The sequence below is a fragment of the Streptomyces sp. NBC_00461 genome (assembly GCF_036013935.1).
Taxonomy (GTDB): Bacteria; Actinomycetota; Actinomycetes; order Streptomycetales; family Streptomycetaceae; genus Streptomyces.
The window spans coordinates 1,521,856-1,540,624 of the sequence record NZ_CP107902.1; the positions used below are offsets into that span (position 1 = coordinate 1,521,856).

General features: G+C 71.5%; 16 protein-coding genes. 5 read left to right on the forward strand and 11 right to left on the reverse strand.

The window, feature by feature from the left end:
• The first annotated feature begins 241 nt into the window (after positions 1 to 241).
• Positions 242 to 1,333: a LacI family DNA-binding transcriptional regulator gene (locus tag OG870_RS07435; RefSeq protein WP_405623610.1), complete on the forward strand. Its 1,092-nt coding sequence runs from the start codon at positions 242 to 244 to the stop codon at positions 1,331 to 1,333.
• Here the strand turns inward: OG870_RS07435 and OG870_RS07440 are convergent.
• Genes OG870_RS07440 through OG870_RS07455 form a run of 4 tightly spaced genes read right to left on the reverse strand, consistent with a single transcriptional unit; the run spans position 1,296 to position 5,908 of the window.
• Positions 1,296 to 2,687 (reverse strand): glycoside hydrolase family 32 protein, encoded by a 1,392-nt coding sequence (locus OG870_RS07440; RefSeq protein WP_266923347.1) that lies wholly within the window; start codon positions 2,685 to 2,687, stop codon positions 1,296 to 1,298. The genes OG870_RS07435 and OG870_RS07440 overlap by 38 nt on opposite strands.
• The gene (locus OG870_RS07445) at positions 2,684 to 3,538 is read right to left on the reverse strand and encodes a carbohydrate ABC transporter permease (RefSeq protein ID WP_266841540.1); all 855 of its coding nucleotides are present in this window, start codon (positions 3,536 to 3,538) and stop codon (positions 2,684 to 2,686) included. Before OG870_RS07445 ends, OG870_RS07440 begins: the two co-directional genes overlap by 4 nt.
• A gap of 13 nt (positions 3,539 to 3,551) precedes the next feature.
• Positions 3,552 to 4,502 carry a carbohydrate ABC transporter permease gene (locus OG870_RS07450; RefSeq protein WP_266530807.1) on the reverse strand — a complete coding sequence of 317 codons (951 nt, stop codon included), beginning with the start codon at positions 4,500 to 4,502 and terminating at the stop codon, positions 3,552 to 3,554.
• Positions 4,499 to 5,908 carry an extracellular solute-binding protein gene (locus OG870_RS07455; RefSeq protein WP_266530809.1) on the reverse strand — a complete coding sequence of 470 codons (1,410 nt, stop codon included), beginning with the start codon at positions 5,906 to 5,908 and terminating at the stop codon, positions 4,499 to 4,501. The genes OG870_RS07450 and OG870_RS07455 overlap by 4 nt, the downstream gene beginning before the upstream one ends.
• 223 nt (positions 5,909 to 6,131) lie before the next feature.
• Here OG870_RS07455 and OG870_RS07460 point away from each other — a divergent pair, with 223 nt between their 5' ends.
• Entirely contained in the window at positions 6,132 to 7,721 is a 1,590-nt protein-coding gene (locus OG870_RS07460) for a glycoside hydrolase family 32 protein (protein WP_266841537.1), read from the forward strand.
• 220 nt (positions 7,722 to 7,941) lie between these two features.
• Here OG870_RS07460 and OG870_RS07465 read toward each other — a convergent pair whose 3' ends face one another.
• Complete coding sequence (locus OG870_RS07465) at positions 7,942 to 8,466, reverse strand: immunity 21 family protein (RefSeq protein WP_266530812.1); 525 nt, start codon at positions 8,464 to 8,466, stop codon at positions 7,942 to 7,944.
• Between the two features lie 193 nt (positions 8,467 to 8,659).
• Positions 8,660 to 9,136, reverse strand: a complete 477-nt coding sequence (locus OG870_RS07470) for a rhodanese-like domain-containing protein (protein ID WP_266586224.1) — start codon at positions 9,134 to 9,136, stop codon at positions 8,660 to 8,662.
• A 94-nt stretch (positions 9,137 to 9,230) separates the two neighbouring features.
• On the opposite strand from OG870_RS07470, the gene OG870_RS07475 reads away from it, so the two are divergent.
• A complete protein-coding gene (locus tag OG870_RS07475) occupies positions 9,231 to 9,677 on the forward strand; it encodes an Lrp/AsnC family transcriptional regulator (protein WP_266530816.1) in 447 nt (148 codons plus the stop codon).
• Position 9,678: 1 nt separating this feature from the next.
• Here OG870_RS07475 and OG870_RS07480 read toward each other — a convergent pair whose 3' ends face one another.
• The 5 genes from OG870_RS07480 to OG870_RS07500 form a co-directional block, all read right to left on the reverse strand.
• Positions 9,679 to 12,930, reverse strand: coding sequence for an SMC family ATPase (locus tag OG870_RS07480; RefSeq protein WP_327690783.1), 3,252 nt, complete (start codon positions 12,928 to 12,930; stop codon positions 9,679 to 9,681).
• On the reverse strand, positions 12,927 to 14,090 hold the full coding sequence (locus OG870_RS07485) for an exonuclease SbcCD subunit D (protein ID WP_327690784.1): 1,164 nt from the start codon (positions 14,088 to 14,090) through the stop codon (positions 12,927 to 12,929). The genes OG870_RS07480 and OG870_RS07485 overlap by 4 nt, the downstream gene beginning before the upstream one ends.
• A gap of 108 nt (positions 14,091 to 14,198) precedes the next feature.
• Positions 14,199 to 14,825, reverse strand: coding sequence for a YigZ family protein (locus OG870_RS07490; protein ID WP_266530822.1), 627 nt, complete (start codon positions 14,823 to 14,825; stop codon positions 14,199 to 14,201).
• 25 nt (positions 14,826 to 14,850) lie between these two features.
• On the reverse strand, positions 14,851 to 15,405 hold the full coding sequence (locus OG870_RS07495; protein WP_266530823.1) for a SixA phosphatase family protein: 555 nt from the start codon (positions 15,403 to 15,405) through the stop codon (positions 14,851 to 14,853).
• The gene (locus OG870_RS07500; RefSeq protein ID WP_327690785.1) at positions 15,402 to 16,166 is read right to left on the reverse strand and encodes a hypothetical protein; all 765 of its coding nucleotides are present in this window, start codon (positions 16,164 to 16,166) and stop codon (positions 15,402 to 15,404) included. The genes OG870_RS07495 and OG870_RS07500 overlap by 4 nt, the downstream gene beginning before the upstream one ends.
• A 211-nt stretch (positions 16,167 to 16,377) precedes the next feature.
• Here OG870_RS07500 and OG870_RS07505 point away from each other — a divergent pair, with 211 nt between their 5' ends.
• Positions 16,378 to 16,791, forward strand: a complete 414-nt coding sequence (locus OG870_RS07505; protein ID WP_266530826.1) for a CoA-binding protein — start codon at positions 16,378 to 16,380, stop codon at positions 16,789 to 16,791.
• 299 nt (positions 16,792 to 17,090) lie between these two features.
• On the forward strand, positions 17,091 to 18,728 hold the full coding sequence (locus OG870_RS07510) for an APC family permease (protein WP_266530828.1): 1,638 nt from the start codon (positions 17,091 to 17,093) through the stop codon (positions 18,726 to 18,728).
• Positions 18,729 to 18,769 lie beyond the last annotated feature (41 nt).

The window sequence follows — 18,769 nt, forward strand, 5'->3', positions numbered from 1 at the left end:
CGGGGGTGCGATCCCCATCGAGTGCCAGGAGGCCCTGTTGCCGCAGTCTTTCGCGTCCGCCCGCGTGGAGTCCGACTCGCTGCCGGCGTCGTGTGACTGCCTCGCGCACAGGTTCGGCAACGCGGCGGACGGGCCGGACCGCACCCCGAGTGCCTGCTCGGCGCGCAGACCGGTGACAGCGTGAGGATCGCCTGTGTGCCGTGGCGCTCCCCGCGGATAGGGTGGACGGTGATCGACAGGGATGGGCTGGGCGAGGGCGGCGGACGGCGTGGGCGGTGCCGAGGAGAGCGGGAGCACGGGCACCGGGCGCCCGACGTCACGGGACGTCGCCCGGCTCGCAGGCGTGTCGCACACCGCGGTGTCCTTCGTGTTCAACGGCCGAGCCGAGGGAAACCTCTCGCCCGCCACCCAGGAACGCATCCGGCAGGCCGCGGCCCAGCTGGGCTATCGCCCCGACCCGGTGGCCCGCGGTCTGCGCCGTCGCCGTACGGCCGTGATCGGGCTGGTCACCGATGAGATCGCGTCCTCGCCGTTCGCCGGCCGGCTGCTGCGCGGCGCCATGGAGACCGCCTGGGACAGCGACCATCTCGTCCTCACCGTCGACTCCGGCGGTGACCCGGTCAAGGAGGACGCGGCCGTCGCGGAACTGCTCGACCGGCGCGTGGACGGCATCGTCTACGCGGCCATGTCACTGCGCCGGGTCCGCGTCCCCGAGGGCCTGCACCGCACCCACTCCGTGCTGGCCAACTGCCTGCCCGAGGACGACTCCCTGCCCGCCGTGGTCCCTGCCGAGCGCGCCGGTGGCCGCAGCGCGGCCCGGCTGCTGCTCGGTGCGGGCCACCGCCGGCTCGCCGTGATCGGCGGTCTGGACGACATCGCCTCGGTGGAACGTACCCGCGGCTTCCGGGACGCGCTGCGCGCCGAGGGCGTCACCGTGCCCGGGGGGTGGATCGTGCGCGGCGGCGGGGAGATCTCCGCGGGATACGCGGGGGCGCTGCGCCTGCTCGACGGGGTCGAGCCGGGCCGTCGCCCCACTGGCGTCCTGTGCTACAACGACCGGGTCGCGGCGGGTGTCCTGCACGCCGCGACCCGGCTCGGGATCGACGTGCCCGCCGATCTGTCCGTGGTCGGCTACGACGACCAGGAGCACATGGCCGCGTTCCTCACACCGCCGCTCACCTCGGTCGCGCTGCCGCACCGGGCGATGGGCGAGGCGGCGGCCCGGCTGCTCCTGGACGCCATCGAAGCCGGCCGTACGCCGCCCGCGACCGTCCGGCGCCTGGCCTGCCCTGTGGTCAGCCGCGCCTCCGTGGGTCCGGCGCCCACCCGGTGACCCGGGCACCCGGCCCGTCGACGACCAGTTCGGCGATGTCGCCGGGGCGCCGGTAGACGCGCTCGGTGACCATGGCCCGTTCCGCGACGAAGAGTTCGAGGAGCGAGCCGTCGACGAGCAGCCGGAGCGCGAGTTCCGGCCCCTTCGGCACGTGCACGGTGATCGGGGCGGAGCCTTCCCTGCCGGTTCGGGGCCAGGCGCTGCGGTCGAGGACGACGGTCCCCGAGGCAGGGTCCGCCCGGACGGTCAGTTCCCGGCCCGACCCGTCCCGCAGCAGGCTCACCGTGGTCGGTTCGCGTGCGGTGACCGTCAGGTCGTACGTGTGGGGAAGCGGGACCCGTCCTGGCGCGGTGACGAACGGCTCGGCCGGGCGCAGCAGTTCGAGTTCCGGGGCCGGACTCACCCGCAGTGAACCGTCGGGGTGGACGTCGACGACCCGTGGCGCGGTGAGTACGCCCGCCCATCCGGCCCGGTTGATCTCCTCCTGCGGGCGGGCCTCCCACGACCAGCCCCACAGCAGTGCGCGGTCCGGCTCCTGGAGCACGGCGGGAGCGTAGAAGTCCCGCCCCTGGTCGAGCCGGCCGCCGGCGCGCGGTACCAACCTCAACGCGCCCTGGCCGTCCGCCTCCAGACGACCCGTCAGATATCCGGTGGAGCAGGGATCCCCGTCCCACAGGGACACCAGGAGCACGTGCTCGCCGCCTGCTGTCCGGTACAGGTGCGGGCACTCCCAGCCCACCGACTTGTCGCCGAACACGCCCACGGCCACCGGGTCCCTGCCGTCCAGCAGCACACCGGCGAACCGCCAGTCGGTCAGGTCGTCGCAGTCGTAGAGCAGGACCGACGGCGTGCCGTCGGCGTGCCCGGCCCCGACGAGGGCCCAGCGCCTGTCCGCGTGGCGGAAGACGAACGGGTCGCGGAACATCACCACGTCCAGTCCCGGCGGCGGCCCTGCCACCACCGGCGTCGGCAGCGGCTTCCACTCGGTCAGCAGCTCGTCGTCCGGGTCCGCCGCCCGCGCCAGGCAGATGGTGCCGAGCCCGGTGTGGGCATGGTCAACTCCCGTGTACACGGCGGTCGGTGTGCCGGCGTCGTCGATCACGCAGCCCGACCAGCAGCCTGCCTCGTCGGGGCCGCCCGGCGTCGGGGTGAGCGCGATCGGGTGGTGCTCCCAGTGCGCGAGATCGGCGCTGGAGGCATGACCCCAGTGGACGTTCGCGTGCACCGGTGCGTCGGGGTTGTGCTGGTAGAAGAGGTGGTAGCGGTCCCGCCAACGGAACGGCCCATTGGGGTCGTTGATCCAGCCGACAGGCGGACGGACCCTGAAACGCGGCGCGTTGGGGTCATTGCTCAACGGTTGACTCCTGCCGAGGTGATGCCCTCGCGCAGAGGGCGCTGGCCGACGACGAACACGGCGACGGCGGGGAGCATCGAGAGCACGACCCCGGCCAGGACCACCGAGATCGACCCGGTGCCGAGGTTGCCCTGCAGGGAGACCAGACCCAGCGGAAGCGTGTAGTTCTGGCCGGAGGTCTCCAGGATCAGCGGGCGGAAGAACTCGTTCCAGTGGTAGTTGAAGGCCAGCACGCCGACGATCGCCAGGCCGGGTGTGGCCAGCGGCGCGTACACCGAGCGGAAGATCCGCCAGGGCCCCGCGCCGTCCAGCATGGCCGCCTCGCCCAGGTCCTTCGGCATACCGAGGAAGTACTGGCGCATCAGGAAAGTGCCGAAGGCCGTCGGGAAGGCCGGGATGATCAGGCCGAGGAGCGTGTCGGTGAGGCCCATCGACTTCAGCACCAGGAACACCGGCACGATGGTGACCTGCAACGGCACCATCATGGTCGCCAGGACCAGGCCGAAGAGCGGCTTCTTGAGACGGAACTCCAGGCGCGCGAAGGCGTATCCGGCCAGGCCCGCCGTGATCATCTGGCCGACGGCGATCAGCGCCGTCACCAGCGTGGAGTTCAGGGCGAGCAGCCACACGTCGATCTGCTGGAAGACCCCGCGGTAGGCCGCGGTCGTCGGGTGCGTCGGGATGATCTGCGGGGGCAGGTCGAAGGACTGGGCCGGAGTGCGCAGTGAGGTGGCGACGGTCCAGATGACCGGGCCCAGCGTCAGCAGGGCGCACACGGTCAGTGCGGCGATCCGGGCCCACGGGGTGAGTGAGTGACGTACGCGGCTCTGGGTCGGGGTTGCTTGGCTCATGCGGCTCACCGGCTCACTGGTAGTGGACGAAACGCCGGCTGAGCCGGAACTGGAGGGCGGTGACCGCCATGATCAGCACGAAGAGCAGCACGCCCACCGCGGATGCCTCGCCGAAGTCGAGCTGCTCGAAGGCCCTCTCGTAGATCACCATCACCACGGTGCGGGTGGCGTCGCCGGGTCCGCCGTCGGTGAGGACGTAGGGCTGTTCGAAGACCTGCAGGGCATTGATGATGCCGACCACCGACGCGACGAGCAGCGTGGGCGACAGCAGCGGCAGCGTGATGCCGAGGTGCTTGCGCAGGCCGGTCGCGCCGTCGAGAGCGGCGGCCTCGTGGATCTCCTTGGGGATGTTGTTCAGACCGCCGACGAACAGCAGGAACGAGAAGCCGAACTGCTGCCAGACGTAGACCAGGATCACCGTGGCCATCGCCGCGTGCTCCGAGGTCAGCCAGGGCACGGGCGCGACGCCGACCAGGCCGATCGCCCAGTTCACCACCCCGAAGTCCTGGTTGAACAGGTACTTCATCACCACCGAGATCGAAGCGGCCGACAGCACCAGCGGGAAGAAGAACGCCGAACGGAACACCGACCGCAGCCACACCGGCATCCGCCCGTTCAGCGCGAGCGCCAGCGCCAGCGCGATCAGCAGTTGCAGCGCGACAGCGAGGACCATGAAGAGGAGCGTGTTGCGGAAGGAGACCAGAACGGTCGAGTCCGTGAAGGTCGTGCGGTAGTTGGCGCCGCCGGCGAAACGGGGCGGGTCGATCACGTTCCAGTGGAACAGGCTCAGCACGATGGACCCGATGATCGGCACGACCGTGAAGACGACGATGCCGACGACCGTGGGCGCCAGGAACAGCGCGGCCAGCAGCCGGGTACCGCGGTCGCGGACGGACGGCCGCACGGCGACGGCGGGTGGCGTGGCGGGCCGCGGACGTACGGCCGGGACCTGGGTGTTCGTCATACCTCACGCTCCATGGCCTGCTCCAGGTCGCTCTGCATCCGGCGCAGGGCGGGACCCACCGCGCGCGGCGAGGCCAGCGCAGTGCCGGTGTACTTGAGCAGGACGTCGGTCACCTCGGCGACCTGCGGCGGCGCGGGGATCGGGCCGGTGTCGGGAAACCGGTCGAGGGTGTCGTAGAAGACCCGCCAGTGTGCCGGGCCGCTCGCGGCGTAGCGTGCGGCGTTCAGCATCGAACGCCGGGCCGGGGTGGTCTGGTTGCTCTTGAACAGCCGGGTCATGGTGTCCTTGCGGGCCGCGTATTTGATGAACTCCCAGGCGGCTTCCTGCTTCTTCGAGGTGCGCAGCAGCGCGTAGCCCGCCGCGCCGAACTGGTGGCGCTGGGTACGCCAGCGCGGGAAGTACTGCACGTCGTAGTCGGCGGCCCGCATGCCGGCCAGCTGCAGGCCGCCCGCCCAGAATCCGCCTGCCGGTGTGACGCCGACGCGGCCGGTGGAGAACACGCCGACCAGATTGCTGCCGTTGCCGCCCTCGGGCCGGGAGCACAGGTTCTCCTGGACGAGGGAAGCGAGATAGTCGTACGCCTCCTCGACCCGGTCGGCGGTGACCTGCGGGGTCGTCCAGCGGAAGCCCCCGCCGCGCCCCTGCCGGTCGGCGGCCGGGTAGAAGGCGTCCCACAGCCAGGAGCCGCCGGGCGCCTTCGACTCCTTCAGCAGGTTCGTGCCGTTTGCGAAGAGCCAGGGCATCACGCCGCCCCACAGCCGGTTGGTCCAGAAGTACGGCGTGAAGTGCGCACCGCCGGTACGTTTCATCTCCCGCAGCAGCGCGGTGAAGTCGTCGCGGCTCCAGTCGGCCGCCGGGAAACCCGCGCCCGCCCGTTTCAGCACCTGCTTGTTGAGGTAGATGTCGGCGGCGTTGAACTCCATCGGCAGCTGGTAGAGGTTCCCCTCGTACATCATCGACTCCACCAGCGAGGGGTGGACGTCGGCGAAGTACTCACGCAGTTGAGCCGCGTCCCGCCGCACCCAACGGTCCAGGGGCACGCCGAGCCGTTGGGCGAACAACTGCACGCCCTCGGTGGCCACATACACCAGGTCGGGGGCGGTGCCCGCGGCGATCTGGGTGAGGATCTTCGCGAAGAAGTCCGACCAGTCGACGGCCTGCACCGCGTTCACCCGCAGCGGGATGTCGGGGTGGAGCCGGTGGAAGCCCTTGGTGAGGGCGTCGACGGTGGCCGGGTCGAAGGCGGAGCCGAGGGTGGCGACGACGAGGGAGCCGTCGTCACGGCCGGGGATGTCGGCTCCCGTGAGCCGGTCCCAGCTCGCGGCGGTCGCGGCCAGGGCGGCTGCTCCGGCCCCGTATGCGCCGTACCGCAGCAGCGTGCGGCGGGGGAGGTGCGAGTCAGTCATCGAACGGGCCTAACTCGTGTTAGATCAGGGGTGATGCCCCAGATGATGTGAACCGGGCAGCAGACCTGTCAAGGGTCGGGAACGCTTGACCTTTAACGAGTTAGGTCTACAGTCCTCGTTCACACGAACCGATTTTTCACGCCCTCCGCGTTGTGAGCCGCACTCGCGTGCGTGACGAGCCGCCACGGGCCCTCATGGGCCGCCACGAGAGGAACGATGTGTCATGCCCGGAACATCGGGGATTTCCAGGAGATCACTGTTCGCGGGATCGGCGGCGGGCACCGCCGCCGCGCTGCTGCCCACCGCGGCGGCCACGGCCGCCCCGAAGCCCAAGCACGGGGCCACGGCCAAGAGCAGGACCAAGTCCACGGCGAGCGGGGCGAGTTACCGCCCCGCGTACCACTTCACGGTCCCCGACCAGTGGAAGAACGACCCGCAGCGGCCCGTCTGGATCGACGGCGAGTATCACTACTACTACCTCTACAACGCCGACTACTTCTCCGGTGTCGTCGGCACCGCATGGCGCCTGGCCACCACCAAGGACCTGGTCTCCTTCACCGACCGCGGGGTCGCCGTGCCCAAGGACACCACGCCCAATGGCGATCTCTGGTCGGGTTCGGCGGTGGTCGACACCGGTAACACGGCCGGATTCGGCGCGGGCGCGGTCGTCGTCATCGTCACCATGTCCCCCGGCGACGGCACCGACCACCAGGAGCAGTTCCTGTACTACTCGACCGACGGCGGTCTCACCTTCACCAACTACGGGGCCGACCCCGTCCTGGCCAACCCCGGCGTCGCCGACTTCCGCGACCCCAAGGTGATCCGCGACGAGGAGCGGGGCCGCTGGGTGATGGCCCTCGCCGAGAACGACAAGATCGGTTTCTACCACTCCGACGACCTCAAGTCCTGGACGTACGTAAGCGGTTTCGTCCACGCCGGCATCGGCGTCCTGGAGTGCCCCGACCTGTTCCGCATCACCGCCGGCGACGGCACCGTGAAGTGGGTGCTCGGCGTGAGCGCCAACGGGAAGAGCTCGGGGCTGCCCAACACGTACGCCTACTGGACGGGTTCCTTCGACGGCAGCGCGTTCACCGCTGAGGCGAGTGACCCGCAGTGGCTCGACCACGGCTGGGACTGGTACGCCGCCGTCACCTTCGAGAAGCGGGACGCGAGCGGCGCGGTGGACGCGGCTGCCCGGTACGCGATCGGATGGGTGAACAACTGGGACTACGCCAACACCACCCCCACCATCGACTGCGACGGCTTCAACGGCACCGACTCCATCGTCCGCGAGATCACCCTGAAGAAGGCATCCGACAACACCTATTACCTCGCCTCCCAGCCCGTCGCCGGCCTCGACTCGCATGTCTCCCGCACCGTGAACCTGGGCGACGTGACCGTGGACGGCATGAAGGTGCTCGACTACACCGGTATCTCCTACGAGGTGACGACCGAGATCACCTGGTCCCAACTCACCGGCGTCGGACTCCAGTTGAGGCGCTCGCCCGACGGCGGTCGGCACATCGATGCCGGGATCTACACCGACTACGCCTTCCTCAACCGACGCAACACGGTGAACGCCGACACGTCCGGCAAGTGGCAGGAGAGCCACACCCCGTTCGACCCGTCCGCCGGCACGGTGAAGCTGCGCATCCTGGTGGACCGCACGTCGGTGGAGATGTTCGTCGACGACGGCCGCTACGTGCACACCAGCCAGGTGTTCCCGTACCTGCTGGACACCCGGCTCGCACTGTTCACGATCGGCGGCAGCGCGGTGTTCCGCAACACGGTGATACGCGAGTTCTCGGTGTGAGGGCCGGCCAGGGGCGCGGGTGCACACCAGACGCGTGAACCCGATCGGCAACACCGGAACGGGCCGCCCGGTCCTGGAAGACACCTCCACGAGCCGAACGAGCGGAGGAATCACGCCCATCTGTCCCTCCACCGACCGGGGTTCATGCCCACCCGAGCCGAACGCCTGGCCTGACCCAGTCCGCCTCGTCCGTGCCGGCCACGCGATGAGGCGGGCGGGGTCATGAACGGCTCTGCTCGATGCGCCGCAGCTGTACGAGGCCCAGCCAAGTCTCCGGCCCCGGCTGGACGTTGGCCGCGCGTACCGCGTACCTTCCCGCTTCCAGCTCGACCCGGAGGCAGTCGGTGCGGTCCGTTTCGCCGCCGGGCCAGGCCGAGTCGAACAGCACGACCGTGCCGGGCACTTCCCAGCTCATCTCGTGCTCCCAGTCCGCCGTGGCGAGGGCAGCCGGGACACCGGCCAGGAGTTCGTCCTCGGAGCCGGCCGCCCACCACCGTACGAAGGTGCCGTGTTCCGGCAGGAAGGCGGTGGAGGCGGGTTCGTCGCCCAGGACCAGCGCGGTCGAGTCGCCGACCGGGAGCAGTCCGACGTACCCGTCGACCTCGCAGGCGCGGTCGTAGTCGGAGGCGTTCTCCTCGCCGTCGGCGCCCGCCCAGAACGGCAGAACCGTCTCCGGCACCGCGATCAGCGGCCCGCCACCCGACTCGACCCACTCCGCCACACCGGGTTCCGCGTATCGCACCATGGCGCAGAACGGTACACGCCCAAGGAACCCACCATTCCAGAAGTGCTGTCGAGTGGCGCGTAGTTGGAGCCGACCTGGCTGCGGACTGCGGACTCCGGACTCCGGACTCCGGACTCCGGACTGCGATTGTGGTGGGCGTCTGCGACGCGCCGCGCGCCGGACGCGGGGCGGGACCGAGGCGGTCGTCGGGCGTTCAGCAGCCGCAGTCCTCCGAGTTCTTCGGCGCCGTGAGCGGGTCGGCGGCGCGACGCTCGCGGCCCTCCCAGGTCTCGTACGCGAAGCCCTCGCGCACCCAGTACTCGAAGCCGCCGAGCATCTCCTTGACGCGGTAGCCGAGTTCGGCGAGGGCGAGCGCCGCGCGGGTCGCGCCGTTGCAGCCGGGACCCCAGCAGTACGTGACCACCGGGACGGACTTGTCGAGGAGCTGTACGGCCTGCTCGGGGATGAGCGCGGTCGGCAGGTGGAGCGCGCCGGGGACGTGGCCCTGGTCCCAGGACTCGGTGGAGCGGGAGTCCAGGACGACGAACCCGGGGTCGCCGCCGGCCGCGAGTGCGGCGGCGACATCCGACACGTCGGCGTGGAAGGCGAGGCTCGCGCGGAAGTGGGCGGCGGCCTCGGCCGGGGCGGCAGGAGCAACCCGGAGGACGGCGTTCACGGCGTCAGTGGTCATGACAACGAATCTATGCCTGCCGTTCGGCCATCTGAAGCGAGGATCCCCGGGCCACCTCTTGATCGGCCGGGGCTTCCCCTGCTATCCATCCAGGGTGACCGTGTTTTCCCCGGACGCCACCGACTGGCGCATCCTCGACGTCCTCCAGCGTGAGGGCCGGGCCAGCTTCGCCGAGCTGGCCCGCGCCGTCTCCATGTCCCCGAGCGCGGTCACCGAACGGGTGCGCCGCCTGGAGGAGGCGGGCGTCATTCAGGGGTACGCGGCCGTCGTGGACCCCGAGCGGCTGGGGCTGCCGATCCTGGCGTTCGTGCGGCTGCGCTATCCGAACGGGAACTACAAGCCCTTCCGCGACCTGGTCGCCGTCACGCCCGAGATCCTGGAGGCGCACCACGTCACGGGCGACGACTGCTTCGTCATCAAGGTCGCCGCCCGGTCGATGCGCCACCTGGAAGAGGTGTCGGGCAGGATCGGCGCGCTCGGCTCGGTGACCACGAGCGTCGTCTACTCCTCGCCGCTGCCCCGACGCCCCCTCGGCCACTGACTCAGCCGGCGCCGCGCTGCCGCAGCACGGAGCCGGATCTGCCCTTCACGACCTCCAGTTGCGCGTGGATCCGGCGTCTCAGGTCCGCCACATGGCTGACGATGCCGACGCTGCGGTCCCGCTCACGCAGGGAGTCGAGCACGTCCAGGACCTCGTCGAGGGTCTGGTCGTCGAGGCTGCCGAAGCCCTCGTCGATGAAGAGCGTGTCCAGGCGGACTCCACCGGCCTCGTCGGTGACGACGTCCGCCAGACCAAGAGCCAGCGCGAGCGAGGCGAAGAACGTCTCACCGCCCGACAGCGTCGCCGTGTCCCGCTCGCGTCCGGTCCAGGCGTCGACGACGTGCAGCCCGAGACCGCTGCGGCCGCGTCCGGCCCGGTCGTCGGAGTGGACGAGGGTGTAGCGGCCGGACGACATGCGCTGGAGCCGCACGGTCGCCGCGGCGGCCACCTGCTCCAGACGGGCCGCCAGCACATACGACTCCAGGCGCATCTTGCGCTCGTTCTCCGCGGAGGTGCCCGCGGTGAGGGAGGCCATGCGTGCCACCCGGTCGTACTCCTCGCGCAGCGGAGCCAGGCGTCGTATTCCAGCGGCCGAGCGGGCGGAGAGCCGGTCGAGTTCGGTGCAGCGGCGGCCCGCCGCATCCCGTGCGGAGGCCGCGTCGCGCAGCCGTTGGGCCGCACCGGCCGCGGCCCGCTCCGCCGATTCGAGGTCGGCGCGCGGCTGCTGGGCGGCGGCCGCGGTGTCCGCCTCGGCGAGTACGGCGCGCACGGCGGCCTCCTCGGACTGCCAGGCGTCCAGGCGGTGTTGCAGCTCGCGGTGGGCGGCGGCGTCGAGGAGCGCCGCGGCCGCGGACTGCGGGGTGTCGAAACCTGCCCGGTAGGCGGCGTCGGCGAGCCGGGCGTCGGCGTCCTTGAGCCGCTGCGCGGTGTCCTCGGCGGCACGTGCGGTGTCGGCGCCGTCGGTGAGCAGCGCGACCCGCCGCTCCAACTGCGCGGCCCGGGCGGCCACGCTGTCCGCGGTGCCGCGCGCTTGCGTCAACTCCTCTTCCAGGCCTGCCCGTTCGCGGTCGAGTCGCTCTCGGTGGCCCACCCGCGAGGCGGCTCTGACCGCCGCCTGCTGCCGCACCGCGGTCCGTCGCTCGTGCTCGTGCTCCGCCTGCCGCAGCTGCTCGCTCGCCGGGTGCAGTTCCGAGGCGGCACCGCGTTCCCGGGCGTGGAGCCGCTCCAACTCCTCGACCTCTTCGGCGAGTCGGTCTGTCGGCGTGTCACCCGCCTCGGCCGTGGCGGCGGCCAGCGCCTCTCGCACGACGCCGAGGCGCCGCTCGTCCTCGGCGCGCTGTTCGTCGGCGCGCTGGAAGGCGGTGAGGGCGCGCTCCTCCGCCTCCCGGTCGACGTGTCCGGCGACCTTGCGCGCGGGGGCGGGGTGTTCGGTGGCTCCACAGACGGCGCACGGCTCGCCGTCGGTGAGGCTCGCGGCCAGCTCGGCCGCGATGCCGTTCAGCCGCTGTTCCTTGAGGTCGAGCCAGTGGGCGCGGGCCTCGGTGGCGCGTTCGCGGGAGGCGAGGACTCGTGCCTGGGCCTGGTCGGTGTCGCGGGCGAACTGGTCACGCTGGCGGGCCGCGCCGAGCCTGCGCTGCGCGGGCTCGCGCTGCACGCGGAGCTGTTCGGCCCTCGTCGCGGCCTCCTGCGCGGCCTCGATACGGGTAAGCAGTCCGGAACGGGTCGTCTCCCAGCCGTCGAGCCAGGCCTCGGCCTCCTGCAGCACGTCCTCGTCGGCGCGCTCCTGCCGGTCCAGGTCGATGCGCTCCCGGACCAGTCCGGCCAGCCGCTGCTCGGCACGGCGGGCGGACTCCAGCCCGCCGAGTTCCTCTGCGGTGCGGCGCGCGGCGGAGGCGAGTCCTGCGGCACCGGCGTCGGCGAGAGAGCCGTGCAACTCCTCGCGCGTGTGCGATTCCTCGCACGTGCCGGCGTCACCGCGCGCGTCCCTCGACGCCGCGGGTCCGCTCACACCGGTTTCGGCAACTGCGTCTCTCGGCTGCGCGGACCCGGTCTTCTCGGCGGCCACCTCACCTGCGAACCCGGCCGCACCCACCTCGCAGCCACCGTCCCGGGCCCCCGCGAACCCTGCCGCACCCACGTCCGGGTTCTCCGCTCGGGACACCGTGTGTTCCGTACCGAGGGCCGATCGCAGCAGTGCACGCGCGCGTGTCTCCGCCTGGGCCGCGCGCCGGTGTTCCGTCTCGGCAAGGTCGCGCAGCTCCAGGGCGGGCGCCACCGCCTCGGCCTTGCGGGCCCGCTCCATGTGTGCCTGCGCCTGCCGGTGCGCAGCCGACCGCTCCTCCAGCCGCTCGGCACGCTCCCGTGCCTCGCCGAACCGCCTTTGCAGCCTTGCCAGTTCACGGACGTCGCCCAGCGTACGCTCGGCAGCCGCCTGCGCGGACTCGGCCGCCATGAGACGGCAGTGGGCGACGGTGAGCTGTTCGCGAGCGGTGCTGCGGGCGACCGCGGCGGCCGTGATCACCGCCTCGGCCAGCCCCGGCTCCCCCGGCTGGAGCTCCGGCAAGTCGAGGGCGCCGTCCGCCGCCTGCTGCATGCGGTGCGCGTCGGCGAGCAGCGCGGCGTCCCCCTCGCGCACCTGGGCCTCGGCGGCACGCCGGCGCTCGGCGAGGCGCTTCTCGACCTCGGCGAAGCGGTGGGTGTCGAAGAGACGGCCGAGCAGCTTGCCGCGCGCCTCGGCGTCGGCACGCAGAAAGCGCGCGAAATCGCCCTGGGGCAGCAGGACGACCTGGCAGAACTGCTCGCGGCTCATGCCGAGGAGCTGGGTGATCTCCTCGCCGATCTCCTGGTGCGAGCGGCTGAGATCCTTCCAGGCGCCGACGGCCGGGTCATACTCGCGCAGCCAGCTCTGGGCCTTCTCCAGCGTGGTGCCCGAGCCGCGCTTCTTGGGGCGCTCCCAGGGCGGCTGCCGGGTGACCTCCAACCGGCGTCCCGCGACGGTCAGTTCGAGGGTCACGCCCGTGCGCGTGCCCGATGCGGCGTGGTCGCTGCGCAGGGCCAGGCCCTGGCCGCTGTGGCGTGCGCCCGGGACCGTGCCGTAGAGGGCGTAGCACACGGCGTCGAGGACGGACGTCTTGCCCGCTCCCGTCGGTCCGTGCAGCAGGAAGAGGCCGGCCGCCGACAGTTCGCCGAAGTCGACGCTCTGGGATCCGCCGAAGGGCCCGAACGCGGTGATGTCCAGCCGGTGCAGCCTCATCGGGCCACCTCCCGCACGACCTCGTCCGCGCGCACCGCGTCGAACGCGTCCCGCAGCACGCCCTGTTCGCGTGCGTCGGGTCCGGCGCCGCGCACATGGGCGACGAAGTCCTCGGCGATCTCCTGGTCGCTACGGCCCGCGAGCCGCCTGGCATACGACACGTCGGGGTCGTCCGGTGCCCGCTCGGGGTCGAAGACGAGGCTGAGGGTGTGCGGGAAGCGCTCGGTGAGCCGGGCCATGGGGTCGGCCGGGCGGACCGGGTCGGTGAGGGTGGCCTCCACCCACGCCTCCTCGTGGCGGGCGAGCTGCGGATCGGCCAGCAGGTCCTCAAGGGTGCCCCGGATCCGGGCCAGGGCGCGGGGCACCGGGCAGTCGACGCGCTCGGCGGCGACGAAACCGTCAGCCCCGAGGTCGACGAGCCACATGCTCTTGCGGTGGTCGGTCTCCGAGAAGGAGTACGGCAGTGGGGAGCCGGAGTAGCGCACGCGCTCGGTGATCGTCTGGCAGCCGTGCAGGTGGCCGAGGGCCGCGTAGTCGACCCCGTCGAAGACTCCCGCGGGCACGGCGGCGACCCCGCCGACGGTGATGTCCCGCTCGCTGTCGCTGGCTTCGCCGCCGGTGACGAAGGCGTGCGCGAGGACGACGGACCGGGTGCCGGGCGCGCGGGTGGCGAGGTCGGCGCGGACACGGTGCATGGCGGCGGCGAGCACCGCCTCGTGTCCGGCTTTCTCCACGCCGAACTCGTCCTTCACCAGGGCCGGTTCGAGATACGGAAGCCCGTAGAAGGCCACGTCCCCGTGCGGGTCCGACAGCACCACCGGTGTCCCGGATGCCGAGGGTTCGGTCCGCAGATGGATGCCCGCGCGTCCGATGAGGCCGGCGCCGACACCCAGTCGGCGCGCCGAGTCGTGGTTCCCGGAGATCATCACCGTCGGCACGCCCAGGTCGGCGAGGCGGTGCAGCACGTCGTCGTACAGCTCGACCGCGGCGAGGGGCGGCACCGCGCGGTCGTACACATCACCCGACACGACCACCGCGTCCACGCCGCGCTCGCGCACGGTCGTGACGAGGTGGCCGATGAACTCGGCCTGGGCGCCGATCATGTTCACCCGGTGGAACGCCCGGCCGAGATGCCAGTCGGAAGTGTGCAGCAGCCTCATGATCCCCGACCCTAACGGCCGGGTCTGACATCACGGTTGGTTACTCCCGTATCGGCCCGTCATGGACCGTCCCGTACCGGTCCGTTACGTCCCATTTCGCGCGGAACGTCAGGCGTCCCCGTAGGCCTCCCCGCCCAGTTCGAAGCCCGCCGTGCCTGCCGTCACGTCCGCGAGCCACGCCCGGAAGGCGTCCACGTCGGCGTCCGGCAGTCCGACCTCGATGGTGACGGCCTCGCCGTAGCGGACGTCCCGCACGTCGCGTCCGGTCGAACGCAGGTCGTTCTCCACCTTCCCGGCGCGCTGGTGGTCGACCGTGACCGTGGCCAGCCGGAACCTGCGGCGGGTGCGGGTGCCGACGGCGTCGAGGGCCTCCCCGACCGCGCCGCCGTACGCCCTGATGAGGCCGCCCGCGCCGAGCTTGACCCCGCCGTAGTAGCGGGTGACGACGGCGACGACGTACCTCATGTCGCGGCGCAGCAGCATCTGCAGCATGGGGACGCCCGCTGTGCCGCCCGGTTCGCCGTCGTCGCTCGCCTTCTGGACGGAGGCGTCGGCGCCTACGACGTAGGCCCAGCAGTTGTGGGTGGCGTCCGCGTGCTCCTTGCGCACGCCGGCGATGAAGTCCTGGGCCTCCCGCTCGGTGGCCACCGGCGCCAGGGCGCACAGGAAGCGGGAGCGGTTGACCTCGGTCTCGTGCACGCCCGCGTGGGCGACCGTGCGGTACTCGTCCGGCATCCGGCCAGCCTATGCGGCGCGCCCGCTACTTCTTCCCGCCACCCTTCTTGCCCCGCGGCACGATCACGCTCGTCAGCAGTGCGGTGCCCGGGGCGAGCGCGTCCCAGGTGACGCCGTGCCAGGCCAGCACCGCGATCGCCGAGGTCGGGAACTTCACCCGCACCTCGTCCAGCGCGTCGTCGAGGCTGTCCCCCGCCAGTTCGAGGACGAGTTCCTCGAGGCCGGGGTTGTGCCCGACCAGGAGCAGCGTCTCCACCTCGGGGGACACCTCGTGGACGGCGGTCAGCAGATCGCGCACGTCGGCGGCGTACAGCCGTGGGTCCCGGCGTACCGGCGGTGGCGTGCCCCACTGGGCCGAGGCCAGTTCCCACGTCTGGCGCGTGCGTACGGCGGTGGAGCACAGGGCGAGGTCCGGCAGGCAGTCGGCCTCGGCGAGCGCCCGGCCGGCGGCGGGTGCGTCCCGGCGGCCGCGCGGCGCGAGCGGGCGCTGATGGTCCGCGACACCCTCGGGCCAGGCCGACTTGGCGTGCCGCAGCACCACCAGGCGGCGCAGCGGGCCCACTCCCGCGCGCGCGATCACGCCGGCGATCCCAGGTCGCGGGTGAGATCGAGGCCGAGCAGCCGGTCCGCGTGGGCATAGGTCTCGAAGCGGGCGCCGTCCGGCAGCTCGGACACGGTCTCGACCCAGGTCAGCACATCGAGCACGGCGGGGACGTCCAAGTCGTCCTCCCATGCGGTACGGAGGCGTGCGCGCGCCTCGTCGGGAATGGGCCGTGACGGCTGCCGCGCCCAGGAGGCGACCGCTCGGCGCCAGCGTGCGAGGGTCGCCCGGGCCTCGTCCAGGGCGGCGGCGTCGAGCCGCACGGGCGTGCCGCGACGGTGGGAGAGCAGGGCCAGGCGCAGCACGTCGGGGGCGGCGCCCTCCAGGATGCCGGGCCCCTCCGGGTGAACGGGAGCGACGGCGATCCGGACGCCCTCGGGTGTGGCGTCGCCCTCCGCCGCGACATGGAGGACCTGCGCCTCACCCAGTCCGGTTCCGACGTCCCGCGTGTCCTCGAAGGGGCGGATGCCGAGCGTGACCACCCAGGCCCGTAGTTCCGCCTGATCCCGCTCAGCGGTCAGCACCCCCCACACGGGAGTGCCGCCGAGCTCCAGAGCACGCACGAGCAGGTCGGCGACCAGCAGCACCCGCAGGGAGCCGGTGCCGGACCCGGGCACATGGACTTCGACCCGGGTCAGACCCCGCCGGGCGGGGGCGGCGTCGACGGACTCGCCGGTTCGGGCGTCGGTGATGTGCAGCACGGGCTGAGCGTAGGCGGGCGAACGTCCGCGCGCAGGCATCCGGCACGAACTTCGGACACAGTGGCGAAATTCAACAGGGTGCGCGGGGTGGGACGGTGACGCACGCGCGCGCGTGCCCGCGGCCTTCCCGCAGCAGGTCGTACCCGGACACCGGCCACCCCCACCTGAGCGACAGAGGCCGGGGAATCATCGCGCTCTCCCGGCCGTTGTCGGACGGGAGAGAAGGTCCACGAGGCGCAGGAGGCCCGGGGTGTACGGCGACGAGGCAACGATCCGCAAGATCCTTACCGAGTCCGGCGACACCTGGGCCGTGGTGGGTCTGTCGTCGAACCGGGCTCGCGCCGCATACGGCGTCGCCCAGGTACTGCAGCGCTTCGGCAAGCGTGTCGTGCCCGTCCACCCCAAGGCCGAGACGGTGCACGGCGAGCAGGGGTACGCCTCCCTCGCCGACATCCCCTTCGAGGTGGACGTCGTCGACGTCTTCGTGAACAGCGACCTGGCCGGTCCGGTCGCCGACGAGGCGGTGGCGAAGGGCGCCAAGGCCGTCTGGTTCCAGCTCGGCGTGATCGACGAGGCGGCGTACGACCGCACGCGCGCGGCGGGCCTGGACGTGGTCATGGACCGCTGCCCCGCGATCGAGATACCCCGCCTCGGCCGGCCGTAGGTCTTCGCCGGCTTCCTGCCCGGCGCCCTGCGGCGCGACGCCCGCGTCCCGCGTCCGGAGGCCACCCCTCGCTCCGCAACCGCCACAGCGTGGCCGCGCACAGCGCCAACACTGTGGACAACTCCGGTGGTCACACTGGTCTTCGCTGTGTACAGAGCGCTTGAAGGGCTGCCCAGGAACCACCCGGGCTTTGGTCAAAACTTCACATAGGGTCTTCTGCTCGACCTCTGTTGTTTTCTAATCTGCGACGTCGCACGCACTGAAAACTTGTATTCACTTCGTGAGAGGCCGCTGAAAATATGGTGAGCGTCGAACAGACCTCCGCAGAACAGACCGGAAGTCCAGGCGGCCTCAGGAGGGACATCGGGCTGATCGGCCTGATGTGGGCCTCGGTGGGATCGATCATCGGCTCCGGCTGGCTGTACGGCGCCGAGAAGGCGGTCGGGGCGGCCGGCCCCGCGGCGATCATCTCGTGGGTGATCGGCACGGTGGCCATCGTCCTGCTGGCCCTTGTGCACGCCGAGCTCGGCGGCATGTTCCCGGTGGCCGGAGGCACGGCGCGCTATCCGCACTACGCCTTCGGCGGCCTGGCCGGCATGTCCTTCGGCTGGTTCTCCTGGCTGCAGGCAGCGACGGTGGCGCCGATCGAGGTCGAGGCCATGATCGGCTACGCCGGTCACTGGAGCTGGGCGCAGGGCCTGGAGCACAAGGACCAGACACTGACCACGTCCGGTCTCGTCACGGCCGTGCTCCTCATGGCCGTCTTCGTCGCGATCAACTTCTTCGGTGTACGCGCCCTCGCGCACACCAACAGCGCCGCCACCTGGTGGAAGATCGCCGTTCCGCTCGGCGCGATCTTCGTCATCGCGATCGGCAACTTCCACCCCGCGAACTTCACCTCGGAGGGCTTCGCCCCGTTCGGCGCGAAGGGCGTGCTCAGCGCCATCAGCGAGAGCGGCATCATCTTCGCGCTGCTCGGCTTCGAACAGGCCATCCAACTGGCGGGCGAGAGCCGCAATCCGAAGCGTGACCTGCCCCGGGCGACCCTCGGCTCGGTCGCGATCGGCGCGGTCATCTACATCCTGCTGCAGATCGTGTTCATCGCCGCCCTGCCGCACAGCACCTTCGCGAAGGGCTGGGACCACCTCGACTTCCCGGGCATCAGCGGCCCCTGGGCGGGCCTTGCGACCCTGGTGGGTCTGGGCTGGCTCGCGATCGTTCTCTACGCGGACGCCATCATCTCCCCCGGTGGCACCGGCCTGATCTACACCACCGCCACCTCCCGCGTCTCCTACGGTCTGGCCAAGAACGGCTACGCGCCGAAGATCTTCGCCCGCACCGACCGCCGCGGCGTGCCGTGGTTCGGCCTGATCATCTCCTTCGTGACCGGCGTGGTCTGCTTCCTGCCCTTCCCGAGCTGGCAGCAGCTGGTCGGCTTCATCACCTCGGCGAGCGTGCTGATGTACGCGGGCGCGCCCCTGGCGTACGGGGTCTTCGCCGACCGGCTGCCGCACCACGAGCGCCCGTACCGGCTGCCCGCCGGCAAGGTCATCTCCCCGCTGTCGTTCTTCGTGGCGAACCTGATCATCTACTGGGCCGGCTGGGACATCCTGTGGCGGCTCGGTATCGCCGTCGTCCTCGGCTATCTGCTGCTCGGCGGCTACGCCCTGTGGTCCAACGCCACGAACCAGCCCGACGCGCCCCGTATGGACTTCAAGGCCGCCCAGTGGCTGCCGGTCTACCTGCTGGGCATGGGCGTCATCTCCGCGCAGGGCGGCTTCGGCGGCACGGGCAACATCGGCCTGTGGTGGGACATGCTGGTCATCGCCGTGTTCTCGCTGGTCATCTACTACTGGGCCCGGGCGACCGCGTCCCGGACCGAGCAGATCGAGCAGAGCATCGAAGAGGTCGTGGTCACCGACGCTCCCGCGCACTGACCCGACCGTCCCCGACCTGACTGCTCCTGACCCGGCCCGTC